At 69.6% G+C, this 22,642-nt stretch carries 19 protein-coding genes; 9 read left to right on the plus strand and 10 right to left on the minus strand.

Features of this window, described 5'->3' with window-relative positions; translation table 11 throughout:
* The first annotated feature begins 91 nt into the window (after positions 1–91).
* Positions 92–2,479, plus strand: coding sequence for a transglycosylase domain-containing protein (locus HW837_RS18015; RefSeq protein WP_193382531.1), 2,388 nt, complete (start codon positions 92–94; stop codon positions 2,477–2,479).
* Between the two features lie 174 nt (positions 2,480–2,653).
* On the opposite strand, the gene HW837_RS18020 is transcribed toward HW837_RS18015, so the two are convergent.
* The 4 genes from HW837_RS18020 to HW837_RS18035 all read right to left on the minus strand — a co-directional run bounded on the left by HW837_RS18020 (position 2,654) and on the right by HW837_RS18035 (position 9,124).
* On the minus strand, positions 2,654–4,771 hold the full coding sequence (locus HW837_RS18020) for a SpoIIE family protein phosphatase (protein WP_193382517.1): 2,118 nt from the start codon (positions 4,769–4,771) through the stop codon (positions 2,654–2,656).
* A 343-nt stretch (positions 4,772–5,114) separates the two neighbouring features.
* Positions 5,115–5,807, minus strand: coding sequence for a cytidylyl-2-hydroxypropylphosphonate hydrolase (gene fomD / locus HW837_RS18025; protein WP_045559160.1), 693 nt, complete (start codon positions 5,805–5,807; stop codon positions 5,115–5,117).
* A 125-nt stretch (positions 5,808–5,932) separates the two neighbouring features.
* On the minus strand, positions 5,933–7,318 hold the full coding sequence (locus tag HW837_RS18030; protein ID WP_193382518.1) for a class II fumarate hydratase: 1,386 nt from the start codon (positions 7,316–7,318) through the stop codon (positions 5,933–5,935).
* A 138-nt stretch (positions 7,319–7,456) separates the two neighbouring features.
* Positions 7,457–9,124 carry a fumarate hydratase gene (locus HW837_RS18035; protein ID WP_045559158.1) on the minus strand — a complete coding sequence of 556 codons (1,668 nt, stop codon included), beginning with the start codon at positions 9,122–9,124 and terminating at the stop codon, positions 7,457–7,459.
* A 189-nt stretch (positions 9,125–9,313) separates the two neighbouring features.
* Between HW837_RS18035 and HW837_RS18040 the strand changes: the two genes are divergently transcribed.
* A complete protein-coding gene (locus tag HW837_RS18040) occupies positions 9,314–10,036 on the plus strand; it encodes a DUF1707 SHOCT-like domain-containing protein (protein WP_045559157.1) in 723 nt (240 codons plus the stop codon).
* A gap of 174 nt (positions 10,037–10,210) precedes the next feature.
* The gene (locus HW837_RS18045) at positions 10,211–10,588 is read left to right on the plus strand and encodes a WhiB family transcriptional regulator (protein WP_041669242.1); all 378 of its coding nucleotides are present in this window, start codon (positions 10,211–10,213) and stop codon (positions 10,586–10,588) included.
* 180 nt (positions 10,589–10,768) lie between these two features.
* On the opposite strand, the gene glpX is transcribed toward HW837_RS18045, so the two are convergent.
* Complete coding sequence (gene glpX / locus HW837_RS18050) at positions 10,769–11,803, minus strand: class II fructose-bisphosphatase (protein ID WP_045559156.1); 1,035 nt, start codon at positions 11,801–11,803, stop codon at positions 10,769–10,771.
* A gap of 125 nt (positions 11,804–11,928) precedes the next feature.
* Between glpX and HW837_RS18055 the strand changes: the two genes are divergently transcribed.
* Positions 11,929–12,447 carry a DUF4245 domain-containing protein gene (locus HW837_RS18055; RefSeq protein WP_193382519.1) on the plus strand — a complete coding sequence of 173 codons (519 nt, stop codon included), beginning with the start codon at positions 11,929–11,931 and terminating at the stop codon, positions 12,445–12,447.
* Positions 12,448–12,545: 98 nt separating this feature from the next.
* Here the strand turns inward: HW837_RS18055 and HW837_RS18060 are convergent, their stop codons facing one another.
* The 3 genes from HW837_RS18060 to xseA all read right to left on the minus strand — a co-directional run bounded on the left by HW837_RS18060 (position 12,546) and on the right by xseA (position 14,835).
* Positions 12,546–13,136, minus strand: a complete 591-nt coding sequence (locus tag HW837_RS18060) for a malonic semialdehyde reductase (RefSeq protein ID WP_045559154.1) — start codon at positions 13,134–13,136, stop codon at positions 12,546–12,548.
* Positions 13,137–13,277: 141 nt separating this feature from the next.
* Positions 13,278–13,574 carry an exodeoxyribonuclease VII small subunit gene (locus tag HW837_RS18065; protein WP_193382520.1) on the minus strand — a complete coding sequence of 99 codons (297 nt, stop codon included), beginning with the start codon at positions 13,572–13,574 and terminating at the stop codon, positions 13,278–13,280.
* Positions 13,575–13,584: 10 nt separating this feature from the next.
* Entirely contained in the window at positions 13,585–14,835 is a 1,251-nt protein-coding gene (gene xseA / locus HW837_RS18070) for an exodeoxyribonuclease VII large subunit (protein WP_193382521.1), read from the minus strand.
* Between the two features lie 282 nt (positions 14,836–15,117).
* Between xseA and HW837_RS18075 the strand changes: the two genes are divergently transcribed.
* A complete protein-coding gene (locus HW837_RS18075; RefSeq protein ID WP_107073744.1) occupies positions 15,118–16,128 on the plus strand; it encodes a 4-hydroxy-3-methylbut-2-enyl diphosphate reductase in 1,011 nt (336 codons plus the stop codon).
* Between the two features lie 142 nt (positions 16,129–16,270).
* Complete coding sequence (gene ppgK, locus HW837_RS18080) at positions 16,271–17,017, plus strand: polyphosphate--glucose phosphotransferase (protein ID WP_045559152.1); 747 nt, start codon at positions 16,271–16,273, stop codon at positions 17,015–17,017.
* A 301-nt stretch (positions 17,018–17,318) separates the two neighbouring features.
* On the opposite strand, the gene HW837_RS50050 is transcribed toward ppgK, so the two are convergent.
* Positions 17,319–17,909 (minus strand): DUF6542 domain-containing protein, encoded by a 591-nt coding sequence (locus HW837_RS50050; RefSeq protein WP_045559151.1) that lies wholly within the window; start codon positions 17,907–17,909, stop codon positions 17,319–17,321.
* Between the two features lie 433 nt (positions 17,910–18,342).
* Here HW837_RS50050 and ychF point away from each other — a divergent pair, with 433 nt between their 5' ends.
* On the plus strand, positions 18,343–19,431 hold the full coding sequence (gene ychF / locus HW837_RS18090; protein ID WP_093791646.1) for a redox-regulated ATPase YchF: 1,089 nt from the start codon (positions 18,343–18,345) through the stop codon (positions 19,429–19,431).
* Between the two features lie 303 nt (positions 19,432–19,734).
* Entirely contained in the window at positions 19,735–20,625 is an 891-nt protein-coding gene (locus HW837_RS18095) for a DUF5655 domain-containing protein (protein ID WP_037729858.1), read from the plus strand.
* 469 nt (positions 20,626–21,094) lie between these two features.
* Here the strand turns inward: HW837_RS18095 and HW837_RS18100 are convergent, their stop codons facing one another.
* Positions 21,095–21,271: a hypothetical protein gene (locus tag HW837_RS18100; RefSeq protein WP_159056946.1), complete on the minus strand. Its 177-nt coding sequence runs from the start codon at positions 21,269–21,271 to the stop codon at positions 21,095–21,097.
* A gap of 99 nt (positions 21,272–21,370) precedes the next feature.
* Here HW837_RS18100 and HW837_RS18105 point away from each other — a divergent pair, with 99 nt between their 5' ends.
* Positions 21,371–22,306, plus strand: coding sequence for a hypothetical protein (locus HW837_RS18105; RefSeq protein WP_143671971.1), 936 nt, complete (start codon positions 21,371–21,373; stop codon positions 22,304–22,306).
* The last annotated feature ends 336 nt before the right edge of the window (positions 22,307–22,642 follow it).

Here is a 22,642-nt window from a genome sequence, read left to right on the forward strand (position 1 = left end):
CCTCTTGTCGTGGTCCTCGGTGTTAGCTTGCTGAGCTGACAAGACCCGAGTGACGTATGAGACCGAGCAGAAGTCGGAGCGGACCGGAGCCATGGGACGAGCGGAAGAAAGACGAGCGCGGCAGCGCGGCGGTCGCCGCGCGGCGCCCCAGCGCTCGTCCGGAGGCGATGCGGGGGCGACGGCCGTCATAGCCCCGCCCGAGGGCGGCGGCCGGGCGGCGGCCCGCGCGGCGGCCAAGGCCGGCAACAAGAAGAAGCAGAAGAACGAGAAGAGCTTCCTCCGCCGCCTGTTCACCTGGAAGAAGATCCTCGGCACCTTCCTCGGGGTCTGCCTGCTCGGCATGGGCGCCTTCATCGTGCTCTACCTGATGATCGACATCCCCAAGGGCAACCCCGAGGCGACCCAGGAAAGCAACGTCTACAAGACCTCCGACGGCAAGATCTTCGCCCGCACCGGCGACACCAACCGCGAGATCGTCGAACTCGACAAGGTCCCCAAGCAGGTCCAGCTGGCCTTCGTCGCCGCTGAGAACAAGACCTTCTACAACGACCCCGGCGTCGACTTCAAGGGCATGGCGCGCGGTGTCATCAACACCCTCTCCGGCAAGGGCAAGCAGGGTGGCTCGACCATCACCCAGCAGTACGTCAAGAACTACTACCTGACGTCCGACCAGACGGTGACCCGCAAGCTCAACGAGCTGGTCATCTCCCTGAAGCTGGAGCGCGAGGAGTCCAAGGGCTACATCCTCGCGGGCTACATCAACACCAGCTACTACGGCCGCGGCGCGTGGGGCATCCAGGCCGCCGCCCAGGCGTACTACCGCAAGGACGCCAAGGACCTCGACGTCGCGGAGGGCGCGTACCTCGCCGCGCTGCTCCAGGCCCCCAGCCAGTACGACCTGGCCACCGCCACCCCGACCGGCAAGAAGCTGGTCACGGCGCGCTGGAACTACGTGCTGGACAACATGGTCGAGATGCAGGACCAGACCAAGCTGACCGCCTCGAAGCGGGCGGACCTGAAGCTCCCCAAGCCGAAGGCGCCCCAGGCCGCCGCCGGCATGGCCGGCCAGAACGGCTACCTGGTCGAGGCCGCCAACAACCAGCTGGCCAAGCAGCTCGTGGCCTCGGGCAAGGCGGACGACACCGAAGAGGCCAAGGCGCTCATCGACCTGCGCGGCTGGACGATCACGCTGAACATCAACCCGAAGAAGCAGGCCGCGCTGGAGAAGGCCGTCAAGGAACGCCTCACCAGCAACCTCGACCCGAAGAAGCGCAAGGTCGACAAGTACATCCAGGCCGGCGCCGTCTCCGTCGACCCGAAGACGGGCAAGGTCGTCGCGATGTACGGCGGCGTCGACTACGTGAAGCACTTCACCAACAACGCCACCCGCCGGGACTACCAGCCCGCCTCCACCTTCAAGCCGGTGATCCTCGCCGCGGCCGTCGACGGGGACGCCGAGACGCAGGACGGCGACCCGATCACCGCCAGCACGGTCTACGACGGTGACAGCAGGCACAAGGTCACGGACGACGGCACCGCGGTCGGCTTCGCCCCGCCCAACGAGGACAACGTCGACTACGGCGACGTCACCGTGCAGACCGCCATGAACAAGTCCATCAACTCCGTCTTCGCCCAGATGGGTGTGGACGTGGGCATGGAGAAGGTCATGGAGGTCGCCGGGAAGCTCGGCATGGACACCGAGGGCATGGAGGCCGTGCCCGCCCAGACCCTGGGCTCCATGGGCGCCAGCCCGCTGGAGATGGCCGGCATCTACGCCACTCTCGACAACCACGGCAAGAAGGTCACCCCGACCATCATCGCCGAGGCCAAACGCCGGGACACCGAGGTCGAGTTCGACGACCCGATCGGCGAACAGGTCATCAGCGAGGAGGCCGCCGACACGGTCACCTCGGTCCTCACCGGCGTGGTCGACGACGGTACGGCCCAGAAGTCCGTCCGTGACAACCCGGCCCGCAACGGCCAGCAGGTCGCCGGCAAGACGGGTACCTCCGACGAGAACCGCTCCGCCTGGTTCACCGGCTACACGCCGAACCTCGTGACCTCCGTCGGCCTGTTCGGCGAGGACATGAGCAAGAACGGCAAGCACGTCTCGATGTACAACGCGCTCGGCGAGCCCCGGATCAACGGTGGTGGCTTCCCCGCCCGGATCTGGGCCACGTACACCTTCGGCGTCATGGGCAAGACCACCAAGTTCGACCTGGACACCAAGCAGGGTGCCGCGGTCGCGCCCACGGAGTCCCCGACCCCGTCGCAGACGCCGTCCGAGACTCCTTCGGAGACGCCGTCCGAGACCCCGTCGGAGACACCCACCACGGACGAGCCGTCGAGCGAGCCTCCGACGACCCCGGAGACCACCCCGGAGGAGACCCCCTCGACCACCCCGGAGGAAACTCCGTCGGGCGACGACGGCGGCATCGAGTTCCCGACGAACCCGAACGACCCACAGGTGGACAACTAGCGCACGTGACAGAGCGAGGGGGCGCCCGGCGAAAACACCGAGCGCCCCCTTCGCGCGCTCAAGGCCGTAGGCCCTTGAGGGGCGCGGGGAACTGCGCGACCAGCCACGACGAACCGGCTTCTGCTCAGAGCACGGTCGGTCCCGAGCTCTGAGCGGCGCAGCCCAGCGGAGCGCTCACGCCTGGTTGAGCTCGAACCAGACCACTTTCCCCGCACTCAACCGCGTGGCTCCCCACCGCTTGGCCAGCCGATTGACCAGGTAGAGCCCACGGCCCCCCTCGTCCGTCGCCCGAGCCTGCCGCAGCCGGGGCAGCTGAGGCACGTCATCGGTGACCTCGCACCGCAGCACATCGGTCCGCAACAGCCGCAGGGTGACGGGCCGCGTTGCATACCGCACCGCGTTCGTCACCACCTCGCTGATGAGCAGCTCCACCGAATCGGTCAAGTCCTCAAGACCCCATCGGGACAGCGCATGCCGGGCCAGCCGACGTGCCCGCCCCGGAGCCATCTCCTCCGGCTCCAGGAACCAGTACGCGACGTCGCTGGGAGCGATCCCATCGAACCGCGCGGCAAGAAGCGCGATGTCGTCGTCACGGTCCCCCGGGCCGAGCATGTCGAGCACCTCGTCGCACAGCGCCTCCAGCGGCGGCGGATGGTCCGGCCCGGTCAGCTGCGCGGTCGCGGCCAGCTTCTCCCGCAACTGCTCTATCCCGGTCCAGACATCCCGCAGCCGCGACTCCACGAGCCCGTCGGTGTACAGCAGCAGCGTGCCACCGGCCGGCGCGTCCAGCTCGACCGCCTCGAAGTCCACCCCGCCCACGCCGATCGGCGCCCCCGGCGGCACCCGCAACACCTCGGCGCGCCCGCCGAGATGCAGCAGCACCGGCGGCGGATGCCCGGCGTTGGCGATGGTGATCCGGTGCGAGACCGGGTCGTACACCGCGTACAGACAGGTCGCCATGCGGTCCGTGCCGAGCCTCTGGGCCTGCTCGTCGAGGTGGTGCAGCACCTCCTGCGGCGGCAGATCCAGGCCCGCCAGGGTCTGCGCGGTGGTCCGCAGCTGACCCATGATCGCGGCCGAGGTCATCGAATGACCCATCACATCGCCCACGACCAGCGCGACCCGGCTCCCCGGCAGGGGGATCGCGTCGTACCAGTCGCCGCCGACCCGCGCGGTCTCGGCGGCCGGCAGATACCGGTGCGCGAGCCGCACGCCGGTGCACTTCGGCAGCGCCTCCGGCAGCATCGTGCGCTGCAACTCGTCGGCGATGTACGCCTCGCGGCCGTACAGCACCGCCTTGTCGATGCCGAGCGCGCTGTGCGTGGCGAGCTGGGCGGCGACCAGCAGGTCGTCCTGCTCGAACGCCATCCGCTCCGGGCGGCGCAGGAACACCGCCGCGCCGATCACCCGACGCCGCCCGCGCAGCGGCGCGAGGATCGCCCGCTGGCCGGTCGGCACGGTCAGTTCGGCGTCCGGGCCGAGGAGTTCCGGCAGCGCGTCGTGCGCGGCGGGGGCGTCCGCGAAGACCGGGCGCACCCCCCGCAGCACCTCCGCGAGCGCCCCACCGGGCCGTACCTCGCACTGCTCGGCGGTGACGACGGCCAGGTCGACGGGCTGCTCGGGCTGGAGCGACGAGGGCATGAAGCCGCCCTCGGTGTCCCGCTCCTCCGGGATCCGGTCGGTGCGGCGCAGCCGCAGCACCATGGGCCCGGTGGGCCGCTCGTCGCCGACCGGCAGCGGCTCGCGCAGATACACGAGGATCGCGTCCGAGAACGTCGGCACGGTGGCCCGGCACAGACCCATCACGATCTCGTCCAGGTCGATGCCGCGGGCGATCCGCCGGGTCGCGGCGCCCACGAAGCGCAGCCGGTCGCCGTCGCGCCGCATGGGCATGGGGGCACCGGGAGGCACTCCCTGCCCGCCACGCCGCTCCAGACCGCCGCCGCTGTTGCCGCCGCCCGACCGGTCCGGCTCACCGCCGGGCTGCGCCGGGATGGTCTCCGGCGCGGGCCTCGGGCGGTGCGGGTCGGGCTCGGTGGCCGCAGGCTGCGAATGCTCGGAGAGCGCCGGCTGCGCGTGCTCCGAGGGCGCCTCGTTCTTCGCGCAGGGGGCCGCGGTGCCCGGCTCGGCCGGCGCGTCACCCATGCGTGCCTGAGCGGGTAAGGCCGTGGCGGGCGCGTTGCGCATCGGCTCCTGGGTACGCAGAAGCGCCCCGCGGGGATCCGTGGGGCCGGCGCCGCCCTGAGGGCGCTCGTGGGAGGTGGGGTGCTCCGTCACGCGTGTCGAATCCATCCGTCCGGGACTGCGCGTCGTGAGCGCAGTGCGTCCCGCAAACCCGATACTTCGTCCCGCAGAAAGGCCGATACCCGGATTACGTGTCCTGGGAACGGAATTCCCGCGTGGTCAGAGGCAGTTCCTGTGGCACACACGGTACCGGCGGGCTCGCCGAACGACAGTACTGCCCGTCCGTCGGGCCGTCTCCGGCTCGTCCCGGTGTAACCCTCGTACCCCTTGATCACGTCTTGCCGCCCCTCGGTGACGTACGGTCAAGCCCTGCCCGAACTGCGGGAGTTGCCCCTGTGAACCATTGCGGAGGACGATCCTACGGTTGCGGACCGGGGGCGCATCAAGGGTCTCATGAGGACAAGTGCGCGGGCGTACGGTCCCAGTCGTCCGGGAGAGACGGTACTCCCCATGCCGGATTCGGGCGCCAGTGCTGCCAACCGTCCGAGAACGGCGGGCCCCACGCGCGGATCACCTCCACCGCCGACCGCCCCGCCTCCCGGACCCGCTCGGCCGCCGAAGCGTCCATCAGACCGTCCTGCTGGGCCTGCGCGAACTCGTCCTCGTCGAGCCAGTTCCACGATCGGTCCGGATACACGCAGACGTCCAGGAAGTGGTCCTCGGAGTCCACACCGCCGTCCCAACGAGCCAGCGGCGTCTCCAGGTTGACGTACCAGTTCTTGAAACGCCAACCCTGCTCCCAGAACAGCCACACCGACCACGGCTCGCCCGGCCGTGCCAGCTTCAGCACTCCGGTGCCGGACCAGCGGCCGAGCCGCACGCTCCGAGGCTCCTTGTAGCGGGAGTCGAGCGGTACCGAGGTCAGCGAGGCGCCGTCCGCCAGCGCGGGTCGTACGCATTCGGTGCCGGGTGCCAACCACACGGCCAGCAGCTCCGCGTCGTCGCGCACCACCGTGACGGGACGCGCGATATGGAAGCGATCGCCGCCGTTCTCCCGGTAACGCCACAGGATCTGACTCCCCGGCTCCCAGAACGCCGTCGCCCCGCCCGCTTCCACTCGTCTCACCACTCCGTCGTCTCCCATGCGCAGATATTAGGTGTCATGCGCATATGACGCTGCGGTACCGGTCACGGTTCACGCCTCGGCGGGAATCGGTTACCCGGGGGACACCCACGAAGGCCGGAACTCGCCGTCCGCTCACGGTCGCGTCACGGCCGTGTCATCCGCAGGACATCCAGCGCCTCGTCGAGCTGCGCCAGCGTCAGATCGCCGCGCTCCACGTACCCGCCGTCCAGGACGACCTCCCGGATGGTCCGACGCTCGGCGAGCGCCCTCTTGGCCACCTTCGCGGCCTCCTCGTACCCGATGTACTTGTTGAGCGGGGTGACCACGGACGGGGACGACTCGGCGTACTCACGGGCCCGTTCCCGGTGCGCGACGATCCCGTCCACGGTCCGGTCGGCGAGCAGCCGCGAGACGTTCGCCAGCAGCCGGACGGACTCCAGCACGTTCTTGGCGATGACCGGCAGCATCACGTTGAGCTCGAAGTTGCCGGAGGCGCCCGCCGTGGTGACCGTGACGTCGTTGCCCGTGACCTGCGCGGCGACCATGAGAACGGCCTCCGGGATCACCGGGTTGACCTTGCCCGGCATGATCGAGGAACCGGGCTGGAGGTCGGGCAGGGAGATCTCCGCGAGACCGGTCCGCGGGCCCGACGCCATCCACCGCAGATCGTTGGCGATCTTGGTGAGGGAGACCGCGATCGTACGGAGCTGGCCGGACGTCTCGACGATCCCGTCCCGCGCGCCCTGCGCCTCGAAGTGGTCCCGCGCCTCGGTGAGCGGCAGCCCGGTGGCCCGCGCGACCTCCGCGATGACGGCGGCGGAGAACCCGGGCGGTGTGTTGATGCCCGTGCCCACCGCCGTGCCGCCCAGGGGGAGTTCGGCGAGGCGGGGGAGCGAGGCCTCCAGCCGCTCGACGCCGTACCGCACCTGGGCCGCGTATCCGCCGAACTCCTGGCCGAGAGTGACCGGTGTGGCGTCCATGAGATGCGTACGGCCGGACTTCACGACGTCCGCGAACTCCACGGACTTACGGGTGAGCGCGTCGGCGAGATGCCGCAGCGCCGGGATCAGATCACGCGTCACGGCGGCGGTGGCGGCGATGTGGATCGAGGACGGGAAGACGTCGTTGGACGACTGCGAGGCGTTGACGTGGTCGTTCGGATGCACATCGCGGCCGAGCCGCTCGGTCGCCAGGGTGGCGAGGACCTCGTTGGTGTTCATGTTCGACGACGTCCCGGACCCGGTCTGGAACACGTCCACCGGGAAGTGCGCGTCCCAGCGGCCCTCCGCGACCTCGTCCGCCGCCTCCCGGATCGCCTCGGCGATGTCCTTGTCGAGCACGCCCAGTTCGGCGTTGACCTTCGCGGCCGCGCCCTTGATCCGGGCCAGGGCCTCGATGTGGGCACGCTCGATGTGCTGCCCGGAGACCGGGAAGTTCTCGACCGCCCGCTGGGTCTGGGCCCGCCACTTGGCGTCCGCCGGCACGCGGACCTCGCCCATGGAGTCGTGTTCGACGCGGTAGTCACTCATGCCCGGTACAGCGTCCCGGCCGTCCGTGATGTTCCCGGCCGTCCCCCGTGAGGGTGACCACGGCGGACGGCGGACGGCGGACGGCCGCGGCCCGGCCCGGGACCGGGCCGGACCGCCGCGTCGGGCGTCCGAGGAGGACTACGCCAGGCCGGGCCCGCGCACCGGGATCGACGTGAAGGTGGGCGCCGGGGCCGGGTCCTTGAAGAAGTCGTTGCCCTTGTCGTCGACGACGACGAACGCAGGGAAGTCCTCGACCTCGATCTTCCAGACGGCCTCCATGCCGAGCTCCTCGTACTCGACGACCTCGACCTTCTTGATGCAGTCCTGCGCGAGGCGGGCGGCGGGGCCGCCGATGGAGCCGAGGTAGAACCCGCCGTGCGACCCGCACGCGTCCGTGACCTGCTGCGACCGGTTGCCCTTCGCCAGCATCACCTTGGAGCCGCCGGCCGCCTGGAACTGCTCGACGTAGGAGTCCATGCGCCCGGCCGTCGTCGGGCCGAAGGAACCGGAGGCGTACCCCTCGGGGGTCTTCGCCGGGCCGGCGTAGTACACCGGGTGGTCCTTCAGGTACTGCGGCATCTCCTCGCCCGCGTCGAGCCGCTCCTTGATCTTGGCGTGCGCGATGTCCCGCGCCACGACCAGCGGCCCGGAGAGCGAGAGCCGCGTCTTCACCGGGTACTTGGTCAGCTCGGCGAGGATGGCGTCCATCGGCTGGTTGAGGTCGATCTGGACCACGTCGCCGTCGGCCTGAAGGTGCTCGTCCGTGGTCTCCGGCAGGAACCGCGCCGGGTCCGTCTCCAGCTGCTCCAGGAACACGCCCTCGGCGGTGATCTTCGCGACGGCCTGGCGGTCGGCCGAGCAGGACACGGCGATCGCGACGGGGCAGGAGGCACCGTGCCGCGGCAGGCGGACGACCCGCACGTCGTGGCAGAAGTACTTGCCGCCGAACTGCGCGCCGATCCCGATCTTCTGCGTCAGCTCGAAGACCTTCTCCTCCAGCTCCTTGTCCCGGAACCCGTGACCGAGCGGCGACCCCTCGGCCGGGATCTCGTCCAGGTAGTGCGCGGAGGCGTACTTCGCGGTCTTCAGCGCGTACTCGGCGCTCGTGCCGCCCACCACGATCGCCAGGTGGTACGGAGGACAGGCGGCCGTCCCCAGCGAACGGATCTTCTCCTCCAGGAACTTCATCATGGACGCCTCGTTGAGGACGGCCTTCGTCTCCTGGTAGAGGAAGCTCTTGTTGGCGCTGCCGCCGCCCTTGGCCATGAACAGGAACTTGTACGCGCCGCCGTCGGTGGCGTACAGCTCGATCTGCGCCGGCAGGTTCGACCCGGTGTTCTTCTCCTCCCACATGGTGAGCGGAGCCATCTGCGAGTAGCGCAGGTTGAGGTTCAGGTACGCGTCGTAGATGCCCTGGGACAGGGCCCGCTCGTCGGCGCCCTCCGTGAGGACGTTCTGCCCGCGCTTGCCCATCACGATGGCCGTACCGGTGTCCTGGCACATGGGCAGCACACCGGCGGCCGCGATGTTCGCGTTCTTCAGCAGGTCCAGCGCGACGAACTTGTCGTTGCTCGACGCCTCGGGGTCGTCGATGATCCGGCGGAGCTGCGAGAGGTGCGCCGGACGCAGATAGTGCTGGATGTCGTGGATCGCCTCGGCGGCCAGCTTGCGCAGCGCCTCCGGCTCCACCTTGAGGAACGTCCGCCCGTCGGCCTCGAAGGTGGAGACACCCTCGGAGGTCACCAGCCGGTACGGGGTGGTGTCCTCTCCCATGGGGAGCAGATCGGTGTACTCGAACTCAGGCATGTCGCCCATTCCTCACTCGGCACTCGGCACTCGGCGCTCGACACGACGGCGCGGCTGGCCTCCATCGGCAGCGTCCACCAGCGTAGAACCTGGCTCGGAGACCGGGCTTGTGAGGTAAGGCTCAGTTCGCCGGCCCCGAGTTGTCCACACCCCTGGTCGCGATCTATCGCGAGTGGGTACGCTGCTGCCGTGGACCTTCAGAAGCGCCCCACCCAGGAACCGCCGTTGTCCGCCGCCGAGCTGCGCGCCTCCGACGCCGACCGCGACCGGATCGCCGACCTCCTGCGCGACGCCCTCGCCGAGGGCCGCCTCACCGCGGACGAGCACGCCGAGCGCGTCGAGGGCGTGCTCGCCGCCAAGACGGTGGGCGAGCTGGACGTCTTCGTGCGGGACCTGCCGGCCGGCCAGGCCCGCAAGGCCGGGCCGGCGTATGTGCCGCCCGTGTCCTCCGTGCCCAACCGGCCGACGCCCGGCGCGATCCCGATCGACCCCGACGACCGGGTGGTCGCCGTCTTCAGCGCCTCCACCCGCAAGGGCCGCTGGCGGCCCGGCCGCCGGATCCATGCCTACGCGATATTCGGCAGCGTGGAGCTGGACCTGAGCGAGGCGCTCTTCGAGCACCGCCAGGTGATGATCAAGGTGATCTCGGTCTTCGGCAGCGTCGAGATCCGCGTCCCGGAGAACGTCTCGCTGCGCGGCAGCGGCGCCGGTGTCCTCGGTGACTTCGCGGTGGACGCGCTGGACTCGGAGGAGACCGACGCCCCCGTGGTCTATGTGGACGGACTGGCCGTCCTCGGGAGCGTCGAGGCGAAACCCAAGCGGGGCAAGGTGATCGCCGATCTCCTCGGCCGGGTCACCGACCATGTCGCCCGCAAGGTGGACGATCATTTGCGCAAACGCCTGGATCGTTGACGTCAGCGAATTCGACCATGTCCGGACAGGCCCCGAAGGGATCCGGTCCGCTTGTGACCACGCGGTGTTGACAACGAATTCCAGCGGTTCGGGACTCAGTGCATAGGCCCGCGCACAGCGGGTAGGCCTTGCTGCATCGTCTCTCGCTCGCGAAGCCGTCGTCAGGAGTAGACCGTGCTGCATCCGCCGCATTCGTCCCTGCAGGTCGCTGCTGTTCCGCCCCAGCGGGTGCCAGTGCGAGACAGGGATCAGGACGCCCCGTGGCACACGGAGGCCGTGTGCCGGCGTGACGAGGCCGGGCTGTTCTTCGCCCCCTCCAAGGAACCCACCGCGTCCCGGCTCTCCCGAGAGGAAGCCGCCAAGCGTGTCTGTGCCCGCTGTCCCGTCATGGTCGAGTGCCGGGAACACGCACTCCTGCAACCCGAGCCGTACGGCGTCTGGGGCGGCCTCACCGCGGCCGAACGCCGCGTGGTGCTGGCCCGAAGGCGCCGCAGGGACGTCGAACTGCAGAAGGCCGCGCGGGCCAACGGGACGATAGCGGCGGCGGGTTAGCCCCGCGGACCCTGTGGAGGGCGCCCTCTCCGCACAAGAGGGCGCCCTTTCGCCTTGGGTTTTTCAGGAGCGCGAGACTGGATCGATATGCGGCTCCGCCGCGTGGGCGCGACCAGCCACGCGCAACGCGCAGCCGACGGACGGTCGAGGCACCCCGCCCCTTCGGCGTGACCGGCGGAGCTACTTGGCCTTCTCGAAGTCGATGGAGCTGTAGGCCCGCAGCTTGCTCAACCGGTGCGTCGAATCGATCCGCCGCACCGTCCCCGACTTCGACCGCATCACGATCGAGTCGGTGGTCGCGGTCTCCGACCGGTACCGCACCCCACGCAGCAGCTCGCCGTCGGTGATCCCCGTGGCCACGAAGAACACGTTCTCCCCGGACACCAGGTCGTCGGTCGTGAGCACCCGGTCGAGGTCGTGCCCCGCGTCGATGGCCCGCTGCCGCTCCGCGTCGTCCTTCGGCCACAACTTGCCCTGGATCGTGCCGCCGAGGCACTTCACCGCGCAGGCCGAGATGATGCCCTCGGGCGTACCGCCCACGCCGAGCAGCAGATCGACGCCCGTGCCCTCGCGCAGCGCCAGGATCGAGCCCGCGACATCGCCGTCGGAGATCAGCTTGATCCGCGCGCCGGCCTCCCGGATCTCCTGGATGATCCCCTCGTGCCGGGGCCGGTCCAGGATGACCACGGTCACATCGTCCGGCGCGGACCGCTTGGCCTTGGCGACCCGGCGGATGTTCACGGAGACCGGCGCGTCGATGTCGACGAAGTCGGCCGCCTCGGGCCCGGTGACCAGCTTGTCCATGTAGAAGACGGCCGAGGGGTCGAACATCGTGCCCCGGTCGGCCGCCGCCAGCACGGCGATCGCGTTCGTCATGCCCTTGGCCGTCAGCGTCGTACCGTCGATCGGGTCCACGGCGATGTCGCACTCCGGGCCGGTGCCGTCACCGACGCGCTCGCCGTTGAAGAGCATCGGGGCCTCGTCCTTCTCGCCCTCCCCGATCACGACGACACCGTTCATCGACACGGTGGAGACGAGGGTCCGCATGGCGCGCACGGCGGCTCCGTCCGCCCCGTTCTTGTCCCCGCGGCCGACCCAGCGGCCCGCGGCCATCGCGGCCGCCTCGGTCACCCGGACGAGCTCCAGGGCGAGGTTGCGGTCGGGGGCCTCGGAGGGGACTTCGAGCTCGGACGGCAGATGGTGGTTCTCGGTCATCGGAGCGCACCTTTCTGATACGACGACGGCCGGATGAGGGTTCCGCCCGACTCTATCGTCAGTGCGACAGAATGAGCAGGGGACCCCACGGATGAGCAGACCGGGGCACCTGCGACGATGAGGGCGTGGCAGGTACGAAAGGCAAGCAGACCGTTCGCGACATGGTCCTCTCCCTGGGACTCATCATGCTGGCGGCGTGGGTCATCTATCTCTTCATCCCCCATGACGAGACCGAGCAGGAGCCCAAGCGCGTCGACTACCGCGTCGAACTGCTGACGGCACGTCGCGCGGCCTCCTATCCGGTGGCCGCGCCCGAAGGTCTGCCCGCCGCCTGGAAGGCGACCTCCGTCCGCTTCCGGGGCGACGAGTCCGACCACTGGCACCTCGGGTTCCACGACCCCGAGGGGCGGTACGTGGGGATCGAGCAGTCCACCGAGAAGCCGTCCCGGTTCATCGCGGACGCCACCCAGGACGCGAAGAAGACCGGCACCACGCAGGAGATCGGCGACGAGACCTGGCACCGCTACGAGGGCGACCGCTACGACGCCCTGGTCCTCGAAGGCACGGATTCCACCACCGTGGTCACCGGCTCCGCGTCCTTCGCCCAGCTGACGAAGATGGCCGAGGCACTCAGGACGGAGTGACCGCGTGCGGTGAACCGCGAAGGGCCCCGGGCGAGTTCGCCGGGGCCCTTCGTGATGCGGGGTGGTGCGTGGTGGTGCGTGGTGGTGCGTGGTGAGGCTCAGACCGTGGTGACGACGTGGTCGAAGTCCAGGCGCGGGGAGCGCGGGTGCGACGCGCCCTCGCCGGGCCTGCCGATGTTGACGACCATCAGCGGCGTGTGGTCGTCGTCCAGGAACTCCTTCTGGACGCCGGCGAAGTCGAAGCCGGTCATCGGGCCGGCGGCCAGGCCGGCGGCGCGGACGCCGATGATGAAGTAAGCGGCCTGGAGGGCGGCGTTCATACCGGCGGCGGACTCACGCGCCGCGCGCTCGGCGAAGAAGAGGTCCTTGGCCTGCGGGAACGCCGGGAAAAGGGTCGGCAGCTCCTGGTGGAACTCGTTGTCCGCGGCGAGGATCGCGACCAGCGGGGCGGCGGCCGTCTTGGCCTGGTTGCCCTCGGCCATGTGCGGCACCAGACGCTCACGGGCCTCGGCGGAGCGGACCAGGACGATCCGCAGCGGGGTCTGGTTGAAGGCCGTCGGGCCGTACTTGACCAGGTCGTAGATCGCCTGCACCTGCTCCTCGGTCACCGGCTCGTCGGTGAACGTGTTCGCGGTGTGGGCCTCGCGGAACAGCAGGTCCTGGGCGGCGGGGTCGAGAACGAGGGACATGGAACAACCTTCGTGCGATGGGGGCGGAGCGGGGTGTACGCCGTCGACCGTACGGGATTAAATTTCAACTTTCAACCAAAGTGGGCGTACGTCGCGCGTGTCACAGTGACTCGTGGGGTGCGAGACGTGAGGGGGCGAGGCTCAGCCGGCGGGCGTGCCCCGCCCGGGCCGCTCCGCGTCCTCCGCCGCGTCCTCCTCGGCCAGCGCCGCGTCCAGCCGGGCCCGTGCCCCGTCCAGCCAGCGGCGGCAGACCTTGGCCAGCTCCTCGCCGCGCTCCCAGAGCGCGAGGGACTCCTCCAGCGTCGTACCGCCCGCCTCCAGGCGCCGGACGACCTCGATCAGCTCGTCCCGCGCCTGCTCGTACCCGAGGGCGCGGTCGGACTCCGAGACCTCGGCGGCCTCGGTCGTCCCCTCGGCCTCACTCACGTTGCTGGTCATGCGGCCCACCCTATGCGTCCCCTCCGACAGTCCCGGCCCCGTCGACGGTGCCCGCTCCGTCGACCCGGACGACGAACTCGCCCTCGGCCACCCGCGCCCGCAACGACTCCTCCGGCCCGACCTCGCCGGGCGCCCGGACCACATGCCCGTCCGCCTTCTGCAGCACCGCGTACCCCCGCTGGAGCGTCGCCGCGGGGGAGAGGGCCACCACGCGCGCGTGCGTGTGCGTCAACTCCGAGGAGGCACGGTCCAGATGGTGCCCGAGGCAGCGGCGCCCCCGGTCGAGCAACGACGCCACGTGGTCGGCGCGCTCGTCGATCATGCGATGCGGATCCTCTATCGAGGGGCGCGCCAACGCATGGGCCAGCCCGCGCTCCTCCCGCTCCACCAAGGCCCGCACGCACCGCCGAGCCCGGTCCCGCAGCCACCGCACGCGCTCGTACTCCTCGCCCACGTCCGGTACGACCTTCTTGGCCGCGTCGGTGGGCGTGGACGCGCGCAGGTCCGCCACATAGTCCAGCAGCGGCGTGTCCGGCTCGTGCCCGATCGCCGACACCACCGGCGTACGACAGGCCGCGACCGCCCGTACGAGCTGCTCGTCGGAGAACGGCAGCAGGTCCTCCACGCTGCCGCCGCCGCGCGCCACCACGATGACGTCCACGCCCTCCAGCGCGTCCAGCTCCTGCACCGCCCGCACGACCTGCGGGACCGCGTGCACCCCCTGCACGGGGACGTTGCGCACCTCGAAGCGGACGGCCGGCCAGCGGTGCCGGGCGTTCTCCAGCACGTCCCGCTCGGCGGCCGAGGCACGGCCGCACACGAGGCCGATGAGCTGCGGCAGGAAGGGCAGCGGCTTCTTCCGCTCGGGCGCGAACAGCCCCTCGCCCGCCAGTGACTTCTTCAACTGCTCCAGCCGGGCGAGCAGTTCACCGACCCCGACCGGCTTTATCTCGGTGGCCCGCAGCGACAGCTGCCCGCGCGGCGCGTACCACTCGGGCTTCGCCAGGACGACGACCCGGGCGCCCTCGCTCACCACGTCGGCCACCGAGTCGAACACCTGGCGATAGCAGGTCACGCCCACGGAGATGTCGTGCGAGGGGTCCCGCAGTGTGAGGAACACGACGCCGGCGCCCGGGCGCCGCGACAGCTGGGTGATCTGCCCCTCGACCCACACCGCGCCGAGCCGGTCGATCCAGCCGCCGATGAGGCGGGAGACCTCGCCGACGGGGAGGGGGGACTCGGCGGACGTGTTGAGTGCCATGCGGCCGAGGGTAGCGGGGGGTGCGGACAGTGCCGCCGACGAGCGCGTCAGGGGGTGGGGGTGTCCGTGTGTCGGCGGGTGCGGGCGCGCTGTGGTCGCTCGCGCAGTTCCCCGCGCCCCTGAAAGAGGCCTGCGGCCCTTTCGGGGAAAAGCACGGGGCGCAGCCCCTGCTTTTCCAGGGGCGCGGGGAACTGCGCGACCAGCCCCCACGCACCCGCACCCATCCACGCACCGCCCCCACCCGAGCTCTCCCCGCCAACACCGGCGGAGCCACCCCCTACGATGGAAGACATGACCGCTTCGCCTGGCCGCCGCCGTGTCCTCCTCGCCGCCCCGCGCGGCTACTGCGCGGGTGTCGACCGCGCGGTGATCGCCGTCGAGAAGGCCCTGGAGCAGTACGGGGCCCCGATCTACGTCCGCCACGAGATCGTCCACAACAAGTACGTCGTGCAGACGCTGGAGAAGAAGGGCGCCATCTTCGTCGAGCAGACGGAGGAGGTCCCCGAGGGCAACATCGTCATGTTCTCGGCGCACGGCGTCGCCCCGACCGTCCACGACGAGGCCGCCCGCGGCAAGCTCGCCACCATCGACGCGACCTGCCCGCTGGTCACCAAGGTCCACAAGGAAGCGATCCGGTACGCCAACGAGGACTTCGACATCCTCCTGATCGGGCACGAGGGACACGAAGAGGTCATCGGCACCTCGGGCGAGGCGCCGGACCACATCCAGCTGGTCGACGGCCCCGAGGACGTCGCCAAGGTCGAGGTCCGCGACCCGTCCAAGATCGTCTGGCTCTCGCAGACCACGCTCTCCGTCGACGAGACGATGGAGACGGTCGGCGCGCTCAAGGAGAAGTTCCCGCTGCTCGTCTCGCCGCCCAGCGACGACATCTGCTACGCCACGCAGAACCGCCAGCTCGCCGTGAAGCAGATGGGCGCCCAGGCGGAGCTGGTCATCGTGGTCGGTTCGCGCAACTCCTCCAACTCCGTCCGGCTCGTCGAGGTCGCCAAGCTCGCCGGCTCCCGCGAGGCGTACCTCGTGGACTTCGCCAGCGAGATCGACGAGGCCTGGCTGGAGGGCGTGGAGACCGTCGGCGTCACCTCGGGCGCCTCGGTGCCGGAGGTCCTCGTCGAGGAGGTCCTGGAGCGGCTGTCCCAGCACGGCTTCGAGGACGTCGAACTGGTGAAGGCCGCCGAGGAGTCGATCACCTTCTCGCTGCCCAAGGAGCTGCGTCGCGACCTGCGCGAGGAGGCGGCCTCCCTGGTCGCCGAGCGCACCGGCCAGGGCGCCTGACCGTCCGACCCCGCACGGCTTCGGCCCCGGAACGTGAAGGTTCCGGGGCCGTCCCCGTTCGGTGACGTGAGGATTGCGGCCCCCGTCGGCGGTCGCCCCCCTCGCGAACGTGACTGTCAGTCGTACGACGTAACGTAGGGCCATGCACATCTTCGGCGTGGACATCGGTGGTTCGGGGATCAAGGGCGCTCCCGTTGACCTGGACCTGGGCGACCTGGCGGACGAGCGGCACAAGGTGCTGACCCCGCACCCGGCGACGCCGGACGCGGTGGCCGACGGGGTCAAGGAGGTCGTCGACCACTTCGGCTGGACCGGCCCGGTCGGCATCACCTTCCCCGGCGTGGTCACGGGCGGTGCCACGATCCGTACGGCGGCCAACGTCGACAAGAGCTGGATCGACGTCGACGCGCGCGCCCTGCTCGGTGAGCGGCTCGGCGGCCTGCCGGTGACCGTGGTGAACGACGCGGACGCGGCGGGTGTGGCCGAGGTCCAGTTCGGCGCGGGCCGCGACCGGCAGGGCACGGTCATCCTGCTCACCTTCGGCACGGGCATCGGCAGCGCGGTCTTCTCCGACGGCGTCCTCGTCCCCAACACGGAGCTGGGCCACCTGGAGCTGAACGGCCACGACGCCGAGACCCGCGCCTCCACCAAGGCCAAGGAGGACCACGAGCTGACCTACGAGCACTGGGCCAAGCGCGTCACCAAGTACCTCGCGCACGTCGAGATGCTCTTCTCGCCCGAGCTCTTCATCATCGGCGGCGGCGTCAGCCGCAAGTCCGCGAAGTTCCTCCACCTCATCGAGGGCATCAGGGCGGAGATCGTCCCGGCCCAGCTGCAGAACAACGCGGGCATCGTGGGCGCGGCGATGCGGGCGGCGAAGGCCGGCTAGGGGCGCAGCCCGGGAAGGGCGTGTTGTCGGGTGCGGGTGCGTGGGGCTTCTCGCGCAGTTCCCCGCGCCCCTGACCCCTGCGGGCCTGAAAGACCAGGCCCGCGCCCCTGAAAGACCAGGCCCTGCGGGCCTGGAAGACCACGGTCCTGCGGGTTTGGAAAGCGACGGGGGCTGCGGGATGAAAAGCACGGGGCGCAGCCCCTGCTTTTCAGGGGCGCGGGGAACTGCGCGAGAAGCCCCACGCACCCGCACCCGTACGACGGCCCCTCGCACCCCTTCGTGCGGAGCGGCGCCGCGCCCGCTACCCCCGGGGCACGGTACGGCGCGGCTGGGCCGGAGGCCGTGGCGCCCGGGGTCCGACGGGCCGGTGGTCGTACGATCCCGGTCCCCGCGCACCGGGCGCTGCTCCCCGCCCCTGCCCCCCGTCCCGGCTCTGCCCACCCTGCCCACCGACCGGGGCCCGCCCCTCCCGGCCCGAACCACCCGGCTCCCCCTCGCCGCCCCTGTCCATCTCCCGCTCGGCGGCCCGGCGGGCCATCAGCCGCAGCTTGCGCACGGTCACGATGACGCCGGCGACGAGGGTGCCGCCGTAGAGCCAGCCGGCCTGCATGGCGAGGGCGGTGACCAGGGCCATCAGATGCCCCCCGAGGCCGCCTTCGCCCTCGGCGAGCAGCGGCAGCCCGACCGCGAAGGCGATCGGCACGACGACGGGCGCGCTCGCCAGGTCACCGCGCCGCACCCACACCGCGCCCAAGGCGCTGACCAGCAGGAACAGCACCCCGTACACGGCGGCGGAGGCGCCGAGGAGCAGCCGGTCGAGCCCGGCCAGCACGAACATGGACACCCCGCAGAACAGCCCGCAGCCCCGCCCGGTGAGACGCGGGTTCGGCATCCGGCGCACGGCCCGCGCGACGCTCCGCACGGCTCGGACGGGGGGCGGCACGGGCCCGCGCGCGACCGGAGCACGACGCGGCACGCCCGCGCCGGGAACCCGGCCCCCTCTGCCCGCCTGCGGCGGAAGGGGCGAGGCGCCGCGCTGCGGCCCGGTGCGACGGGGATGCGGGGGGTGCGTCCTCTGCTGCTGCTCCACTCGTCCAACTTAGGTCGGTTAATGTGCCGAATGGGTTCACAGACACGCCGTCGAGCGGACCTTGGCCAAGCGTTCGATACCTCGCCGGGTCGGGTGCCGGTACGCCGTAAACTGGGGGATCGGCCGGCCTTCCGGCCGCTGGGGCACGATCCGCCGGACAGGCTCCGGGCCGGCCCCAGGCCCAGCCGCTCCAGCCCCGGCCGCCTGGCCCTCCTACGTACGGGAAGTCGCAAACGTGTCGCTCACGATCGGAATCGTCGGTCTGCCCAATGTCGGCAAGTCGACCCTGTTCAACGCCCTGACCAAGAACGACGTGCTGGCGGCCAACTACCCGTTCGCCACGATCGAGCCGAACGTCGGCGTCGTCGGCGTCCCGGACGAGCGCCTGACCAAGCTGGCCGAGATCTTCAGCTCGCAGAAGATCCTCCCGGCGACGGTCGACTTCGTCGACATCGCGGGCATCGTGCGCGGCGCCAGCGAGGGCGAGGGCCTCGGCAACAAGTTCCTCGCCAACATCCGCGAGTCGGACGCGATCTGCCAGGTCATCCGTGCTTTCCAGGACGAGAACGTCGTGCACGTCGACGGCAAGGTCTCGCCCAAGGACGACATCGAGACGATCAACACCGAGCTGATCCTCGCCGACCTCCAGACCATCGAGAAGGTCCTGCCGCGCCTCCAGAAGGAGTCGCGCATCAAGAAGGACATCGCGCCGAAGGTCGCCGCCGTCGAGGCGGCCAAGGAGATCCTGGAGAAGGGCGACACCCTGTTCTCGCAGGGCATCGTGCAGGGCTCCGGCAACGAGGAGCTCCTCCACGACCTGCACCTGCTCACCACCAAGCCGTTCCTGTACGTCTTCAACGTCGACGAGGACGAGCTGACCGACGAGGACTTCAAGAACGAGCAGCGCGCCCTGGTCGCCCCCGCCGAGGCGATCTTCCTCAACGCCAAGCTGGAGGCGGACCTCGCCGAGCTGGACGAGGCGGACGCGATGGAGCTCCTGGAGTCGGTCGGCGCGGAGGAGCCGGGCCTCGCCACGCTCGCCCGGGTCGGCTTCGACACCCTGGGCCTGCAGACCTACCTCACGGCCGGTCCCAAGGAATCCCGCGCCTGGACCATCAAGAAGGGCGCGACGGCCCCCGAGGCGGCCGGCGTGATCCACACCGACTTCCAGAAGGGCTTCATCAAGGCCGAGGTCATCTCCTTCGCCGACCTGGTGGAGACCGGCTCGGTCGCCGAGGCCCGCGCCAAGGGCAAGGCCCGCATGGAGGGCAAGGACTACGTGATGCAGGACGGGGACGTCGTCGAGTTCCGCTTCAATGTCTAGCGGGTGACTTACCACGACTTAGCTGATCTTGCAAATGTGCAGTTCAGGTGGGGTCTGTCTCTTCGGAGGCAGGCCCCTTTCTCGTCCCCGTGCTGACTTGGTGCTGACCTGTGAGCACCTCTCATCACCCCACATCAGCCCTCCCGTGCTGGTTCTGTGCTGACCTGTGGGCGTAGCTCCGCATGGGGAAAACAGATGCGGTCTAGTAGCCCCGCACATGACTTCTTCACTCGCCCGCAGGGGCTCACGGAAACAATCTTGCCCCTTCCTGACGTTCTCGATCTTCGAGTCGAGGAGGGGAAGGTGTCGGGCCTGAAGTTGTTCCACATGACGAACAGCGGCGTGACCGAGGTCACGCCGCGTCTTGCCGAGGTCGAGGCGGATGTGCAGGGCCTCGTCGAGGCGCACATGGAGGCGATGCTGGGGGTGCGGTTTCTGGCGAGCGAGTACGTCATTGACTGTGCTGATGGCGGACGGATCGACTCGTTGGGGCTCGATGAGAACGGGGCGCCGGTGGTCGTGGAGTACAAGCGCGGCACCGATGCCGGAGTGATCAACCAGGGCCTCTACTACATGTCGTGGCTGATGGCTCACAAGGACGCCTTCCGGAACCTGGTCCGCGACCGGCTCGGGGCATCGGCCGCGTCCCAGGTCCTGTGGAGCGCACCCCGGCTGATCTGCGTCGCCGGCGACTTCACCCGCTACGACGCGCACGCGGTACGCGAGCACCGGCGCAGCATCGACCTGGTTCGCTACCGGTTCTTCGACAAGGACCTCATCGGACTTGAGACCGTGGCTTCCGTCACCGGGCGGACATCGGCCGCGAGGCCGGTTCGCCGGGGCGCGGTCGGGCTGCCGCCTGTCCGCGGGCAGGGCGGAGCGCTGGCAGAGCTGGCGGAGGTGGTCGATGAGGTGCTGCTCGGTCTCGGGGATGGCGTCAGCCGGGTGCAGCGCAAGCAGTACCGGGCGTATCAGCGCCTGCGGAACTTCGCCTGCGTCTGCCCGCCCCAGAAGACGAAGCTCCTCGTCTACCTCAAGGTCGACCCGAAGGAGGTGGACCTCATTCCCGGCTTCACCCGGGATGTGACGGAACTCGGCCACCACGGTACGGGTGACTTGGAGGTGCAGTTGCGCTCTGAGCGGGACCTGGAGCGGGCTATGGGCGTCTTCCGCGCCAGCTACGCGGCGGCGTAACCTCCAGCGCGCTTTGACATGAGCGGATGCGGAACTCGGCCGCTGTGGATGTGGTGGGGGTTGTGCCTTCCGATGTAGATGACAGGTAGTGGCGGTGGACCATCAATGATGCGTGGTATCGCCGGTTTGGCCAACCGGCGATACCACGCTATGTTGCCTCGCTTCGAAAGCAGAGGGCGTTCATCTGCCTCGGGCCGTCATCAGCTCCCCGTGGTTCAAGGCAGTGTCTCCCGACCGACGGAACGGATCACCTAACTCAACGGGCCTAGGCCGCTGGGAACCTCCACCTGCCGCTATTGAACGGGCGACCTCCGCTGCAGTGGTTGTTGTTTGTGTACGAGCGATGTCCGGGGCATGGTTCAGGCCGCCGAGCCCCGAAAGGCCGCATGGAAGCGGGCCGAGGCGTGGTGCCGCTTCAGTAGCCCCAGCCCGCCGCTCGCAACGACGTATTCACGTTTCGTCGGTGGCGTCAGTTCCCCAGCCAATTGATGATGGTGACCGCTGTCTGGCAGCCCGTCAGTGCAGCCATGCCAGGGGGTGTGGCCAGCCAGTTGCCGACGTTACGGATCACGGCCGTTCCTGCCCGGCCTCGCTCAGCGACATAGATGCGGACAAGCCCCATCTGTTTTTTCCCCGGCAGCCTCATGTCCTGTTCCCTCCTGCTGATCGAAGGGAGGTCGTCGCGTCGCCCCCCTATGACCAGCGTCGGTCGGGGCGCCACCGGGGGGACGGGAGGTGATACCGGTTGACGAAAGAAGTCCGCGCACGGAAATCTGGTCTTGGCGAGTTGACGCCAGTTGACAAGGGAGTGTTCATGCCGAGGCGAATGGTGACTCTTCCCGGCGAGGAAGAACTCCCGGCGGGGCCGCTTAGGGAACTCACCGTCGGCATGTACGAGTTGTATGTCGCAGCGGGCTGCCCGAGTCTGCGCGACATCAGCAAGGCCATCACCGGTCACGACGCTGCCCCCACCACGGTGAGCCACGAACGCATACGGCAAGTCCTCACCGGCAGGGGGGACAGCGCCAGTTGTTCGGTCGTCGTCGCGATTGTGCTGGTGCTTGCCAGCATGGCTCGGCCGGCCCGCGATGCGGATGCGGAAGCCGACCGGTTCTCAAGGCTTTGGCGCGTGGTGGCCAGCCTTGACCCCTGGAAGCCCTTCCGACCGGGCCTCGATGTGCGCAACAGCAGCTCTGCGTCGCTCCCCCACAGCGACGACGACCAGGCCGTACTAGATGTCAGGCAGTTCGCCAGCCGATCGCCTAGGGACATCGCGCGGCATCTGTGCCAGGTCGGGGCCGACGAAGGCGTCGAGGCATTCCTTACGGGCCTTGTCCGGCTGAGCGACGCCATGATGATCATCCGCCTGGTCGAACAACTGCGGATGGCGGGCCTGCATGAGACCGCTCAGCGCCTTATCGAAGTGTCGGCGCAGAACCTGCCGTTTCACGATCTGAGCGAGCTCGTGTGGCGCTTTTTCAAGGAGGAGTGGCGTGTCCATTCCTTGTTGATGGCCATTGCGCGCAGCCGTACCCCCAGAGAGGTGTACGAGTTGTGGTGGCAATTGGCGGAACGTCGGCAACCAGAGGCAGAAGCCCTGAAGGACCTGTTCAAGCAGCTGCGAAGCGATGACGGCAACGCAGAGTTGGAACGACTGCTGACAGAGACTGACGCCGACTAGATCCCGGCGGGGCAGCGGAGCCAAACGACCACAGCACTGTGATCTGGACTCGGCGCGGCGACGTGGGGTGGGCGCATCGCCCTCGGCGAACGGGCCGGTGTCGCACGTGAGGATCAGTACCGCGGGTACCCGTAGCCGCTGCTGTGGGCCGCAGTGAGGCCGGGCTACGACCGTCTCTGGCCGAGTAGCGATCAAAGAGGCCAACTATCGAGCAACGTCGCAACAAGTACTCGGAGTCGAATTCCGCGATCGCGGCAACGTCCGTGGGTAGCTGGGAGGCGTGGCTCCGGGTAAGCCCGGTAGCCGAAGCGGGCGTCACGTAAGGTTCGGTGCTGT

The sequence above is a fragment of the Streptomyces caniscabiei genome (assembly GCF_014930365.1).
Lineage (GTDB): Bacteria > Actinomycetota > Actinomycetes > Streptomycetales > Streptomycetaceae > Streptomyces > Streptomyces caniscabiei.

What these genes read in the sequence shown, in the direction of transcription:
- HW837_RS18065 (WP_193382520.1), bottom strand. Translation starts at nt 13,574, where the DNA reads ATGACCAGCAACGTGAGTGAGGCCGAGGGGACGACCGAGGCCGCCGAG.
- HW837_RS18015 (WP_193382531.1), top strand. Translation starts at nt 92, where the DNA reads ATGGGACGAGCGGAAGAAAGACGAGCGCGGCAGCGCGGCGGTCGCCGC.
- HW837_RS18075 (WP_107073744.1), top strand. Translation starts at nt 15,118, where the DNA reads ATGGAAGACATGACCGCTTCGCCTGGCCGCCGCCGTGTCCTCCTCGCC.
- glpX (WP_045559156.1), bottom strand. Translation starts at nt 11,803, where the DNA reads ATGACCGAGAACCACCATCTGCCGTCCGAGCTCGAAGTCCCCTCCGAG.
- HW837_RS18030 (WP_193382518.1), bottom strand. Translation starts at nt 7,318, where the DNA reads ATGAGTGACTACCGCGTCGAACACGACTCCATGGGCGAGGTCCGCGTG.
- HW837_RS18100 (WP_159056946.1), bottom strand. Translation starts at nt 21,271, where the DNA reads ATGAGGCTGCCGGGGAAAAAACAGATGGGGCTTGTCCGCATCTATGTC.
- HW837_RS18060 (WP_045559154.1), bottom strand. Translation starts at nt 13,136, where the DNA reads ATGTCCCTCGTTCTCGACCCCGCCGCCCAGGACCTGCTGTTCCGCGAG.
- HW837_RS18020 (WP_193382517.1), bottom strand. Translation starts at nt 4,771, where the DNA reads ATGGATTCGACACGCGTGACGGAGCACCCCACCTCCCACGAGCGCCCT.
- fomD (WP_045559160.1), bottom strand. Translation starts at nt 5,807, where the DNA reads ATGGGAGACGACGGAGTGGTGAGACGAGTGGAAGCGGGCGGGGCGACG.
- HW837_RS50050 (WP_045559151.1), bottom strand. Translation starts at nt 17,909, where the DNA reads ATGCCGAACCCGCGTCTCACCGGGCGGGGCTGCGGGCTGTTCTGCGGG.
- ppgK (WP_045559152.1), top strand. Translation starts at nt 16,271, where the DNA reads ATGCACATCTTCGGCGTGGACATCGGTGGTTCGGGGATCAAGGGCGCT.
- xseA (WP_193382521.1), bottom strand. Translation starts at nt 14,835, where the DNA reads ATGGCACTCAACACGTCCGCCGAGTCCCCCCTCCCCGTCGGCGAGGTC.
- HW837_RS18035 (WP_045559158.1), bottom strand. Translation starts at nt 9,124, where the DNA reads ATGCCTGAGTTCGAGTACACCGATCTGCTCCCCATGGGAGAGGACACC.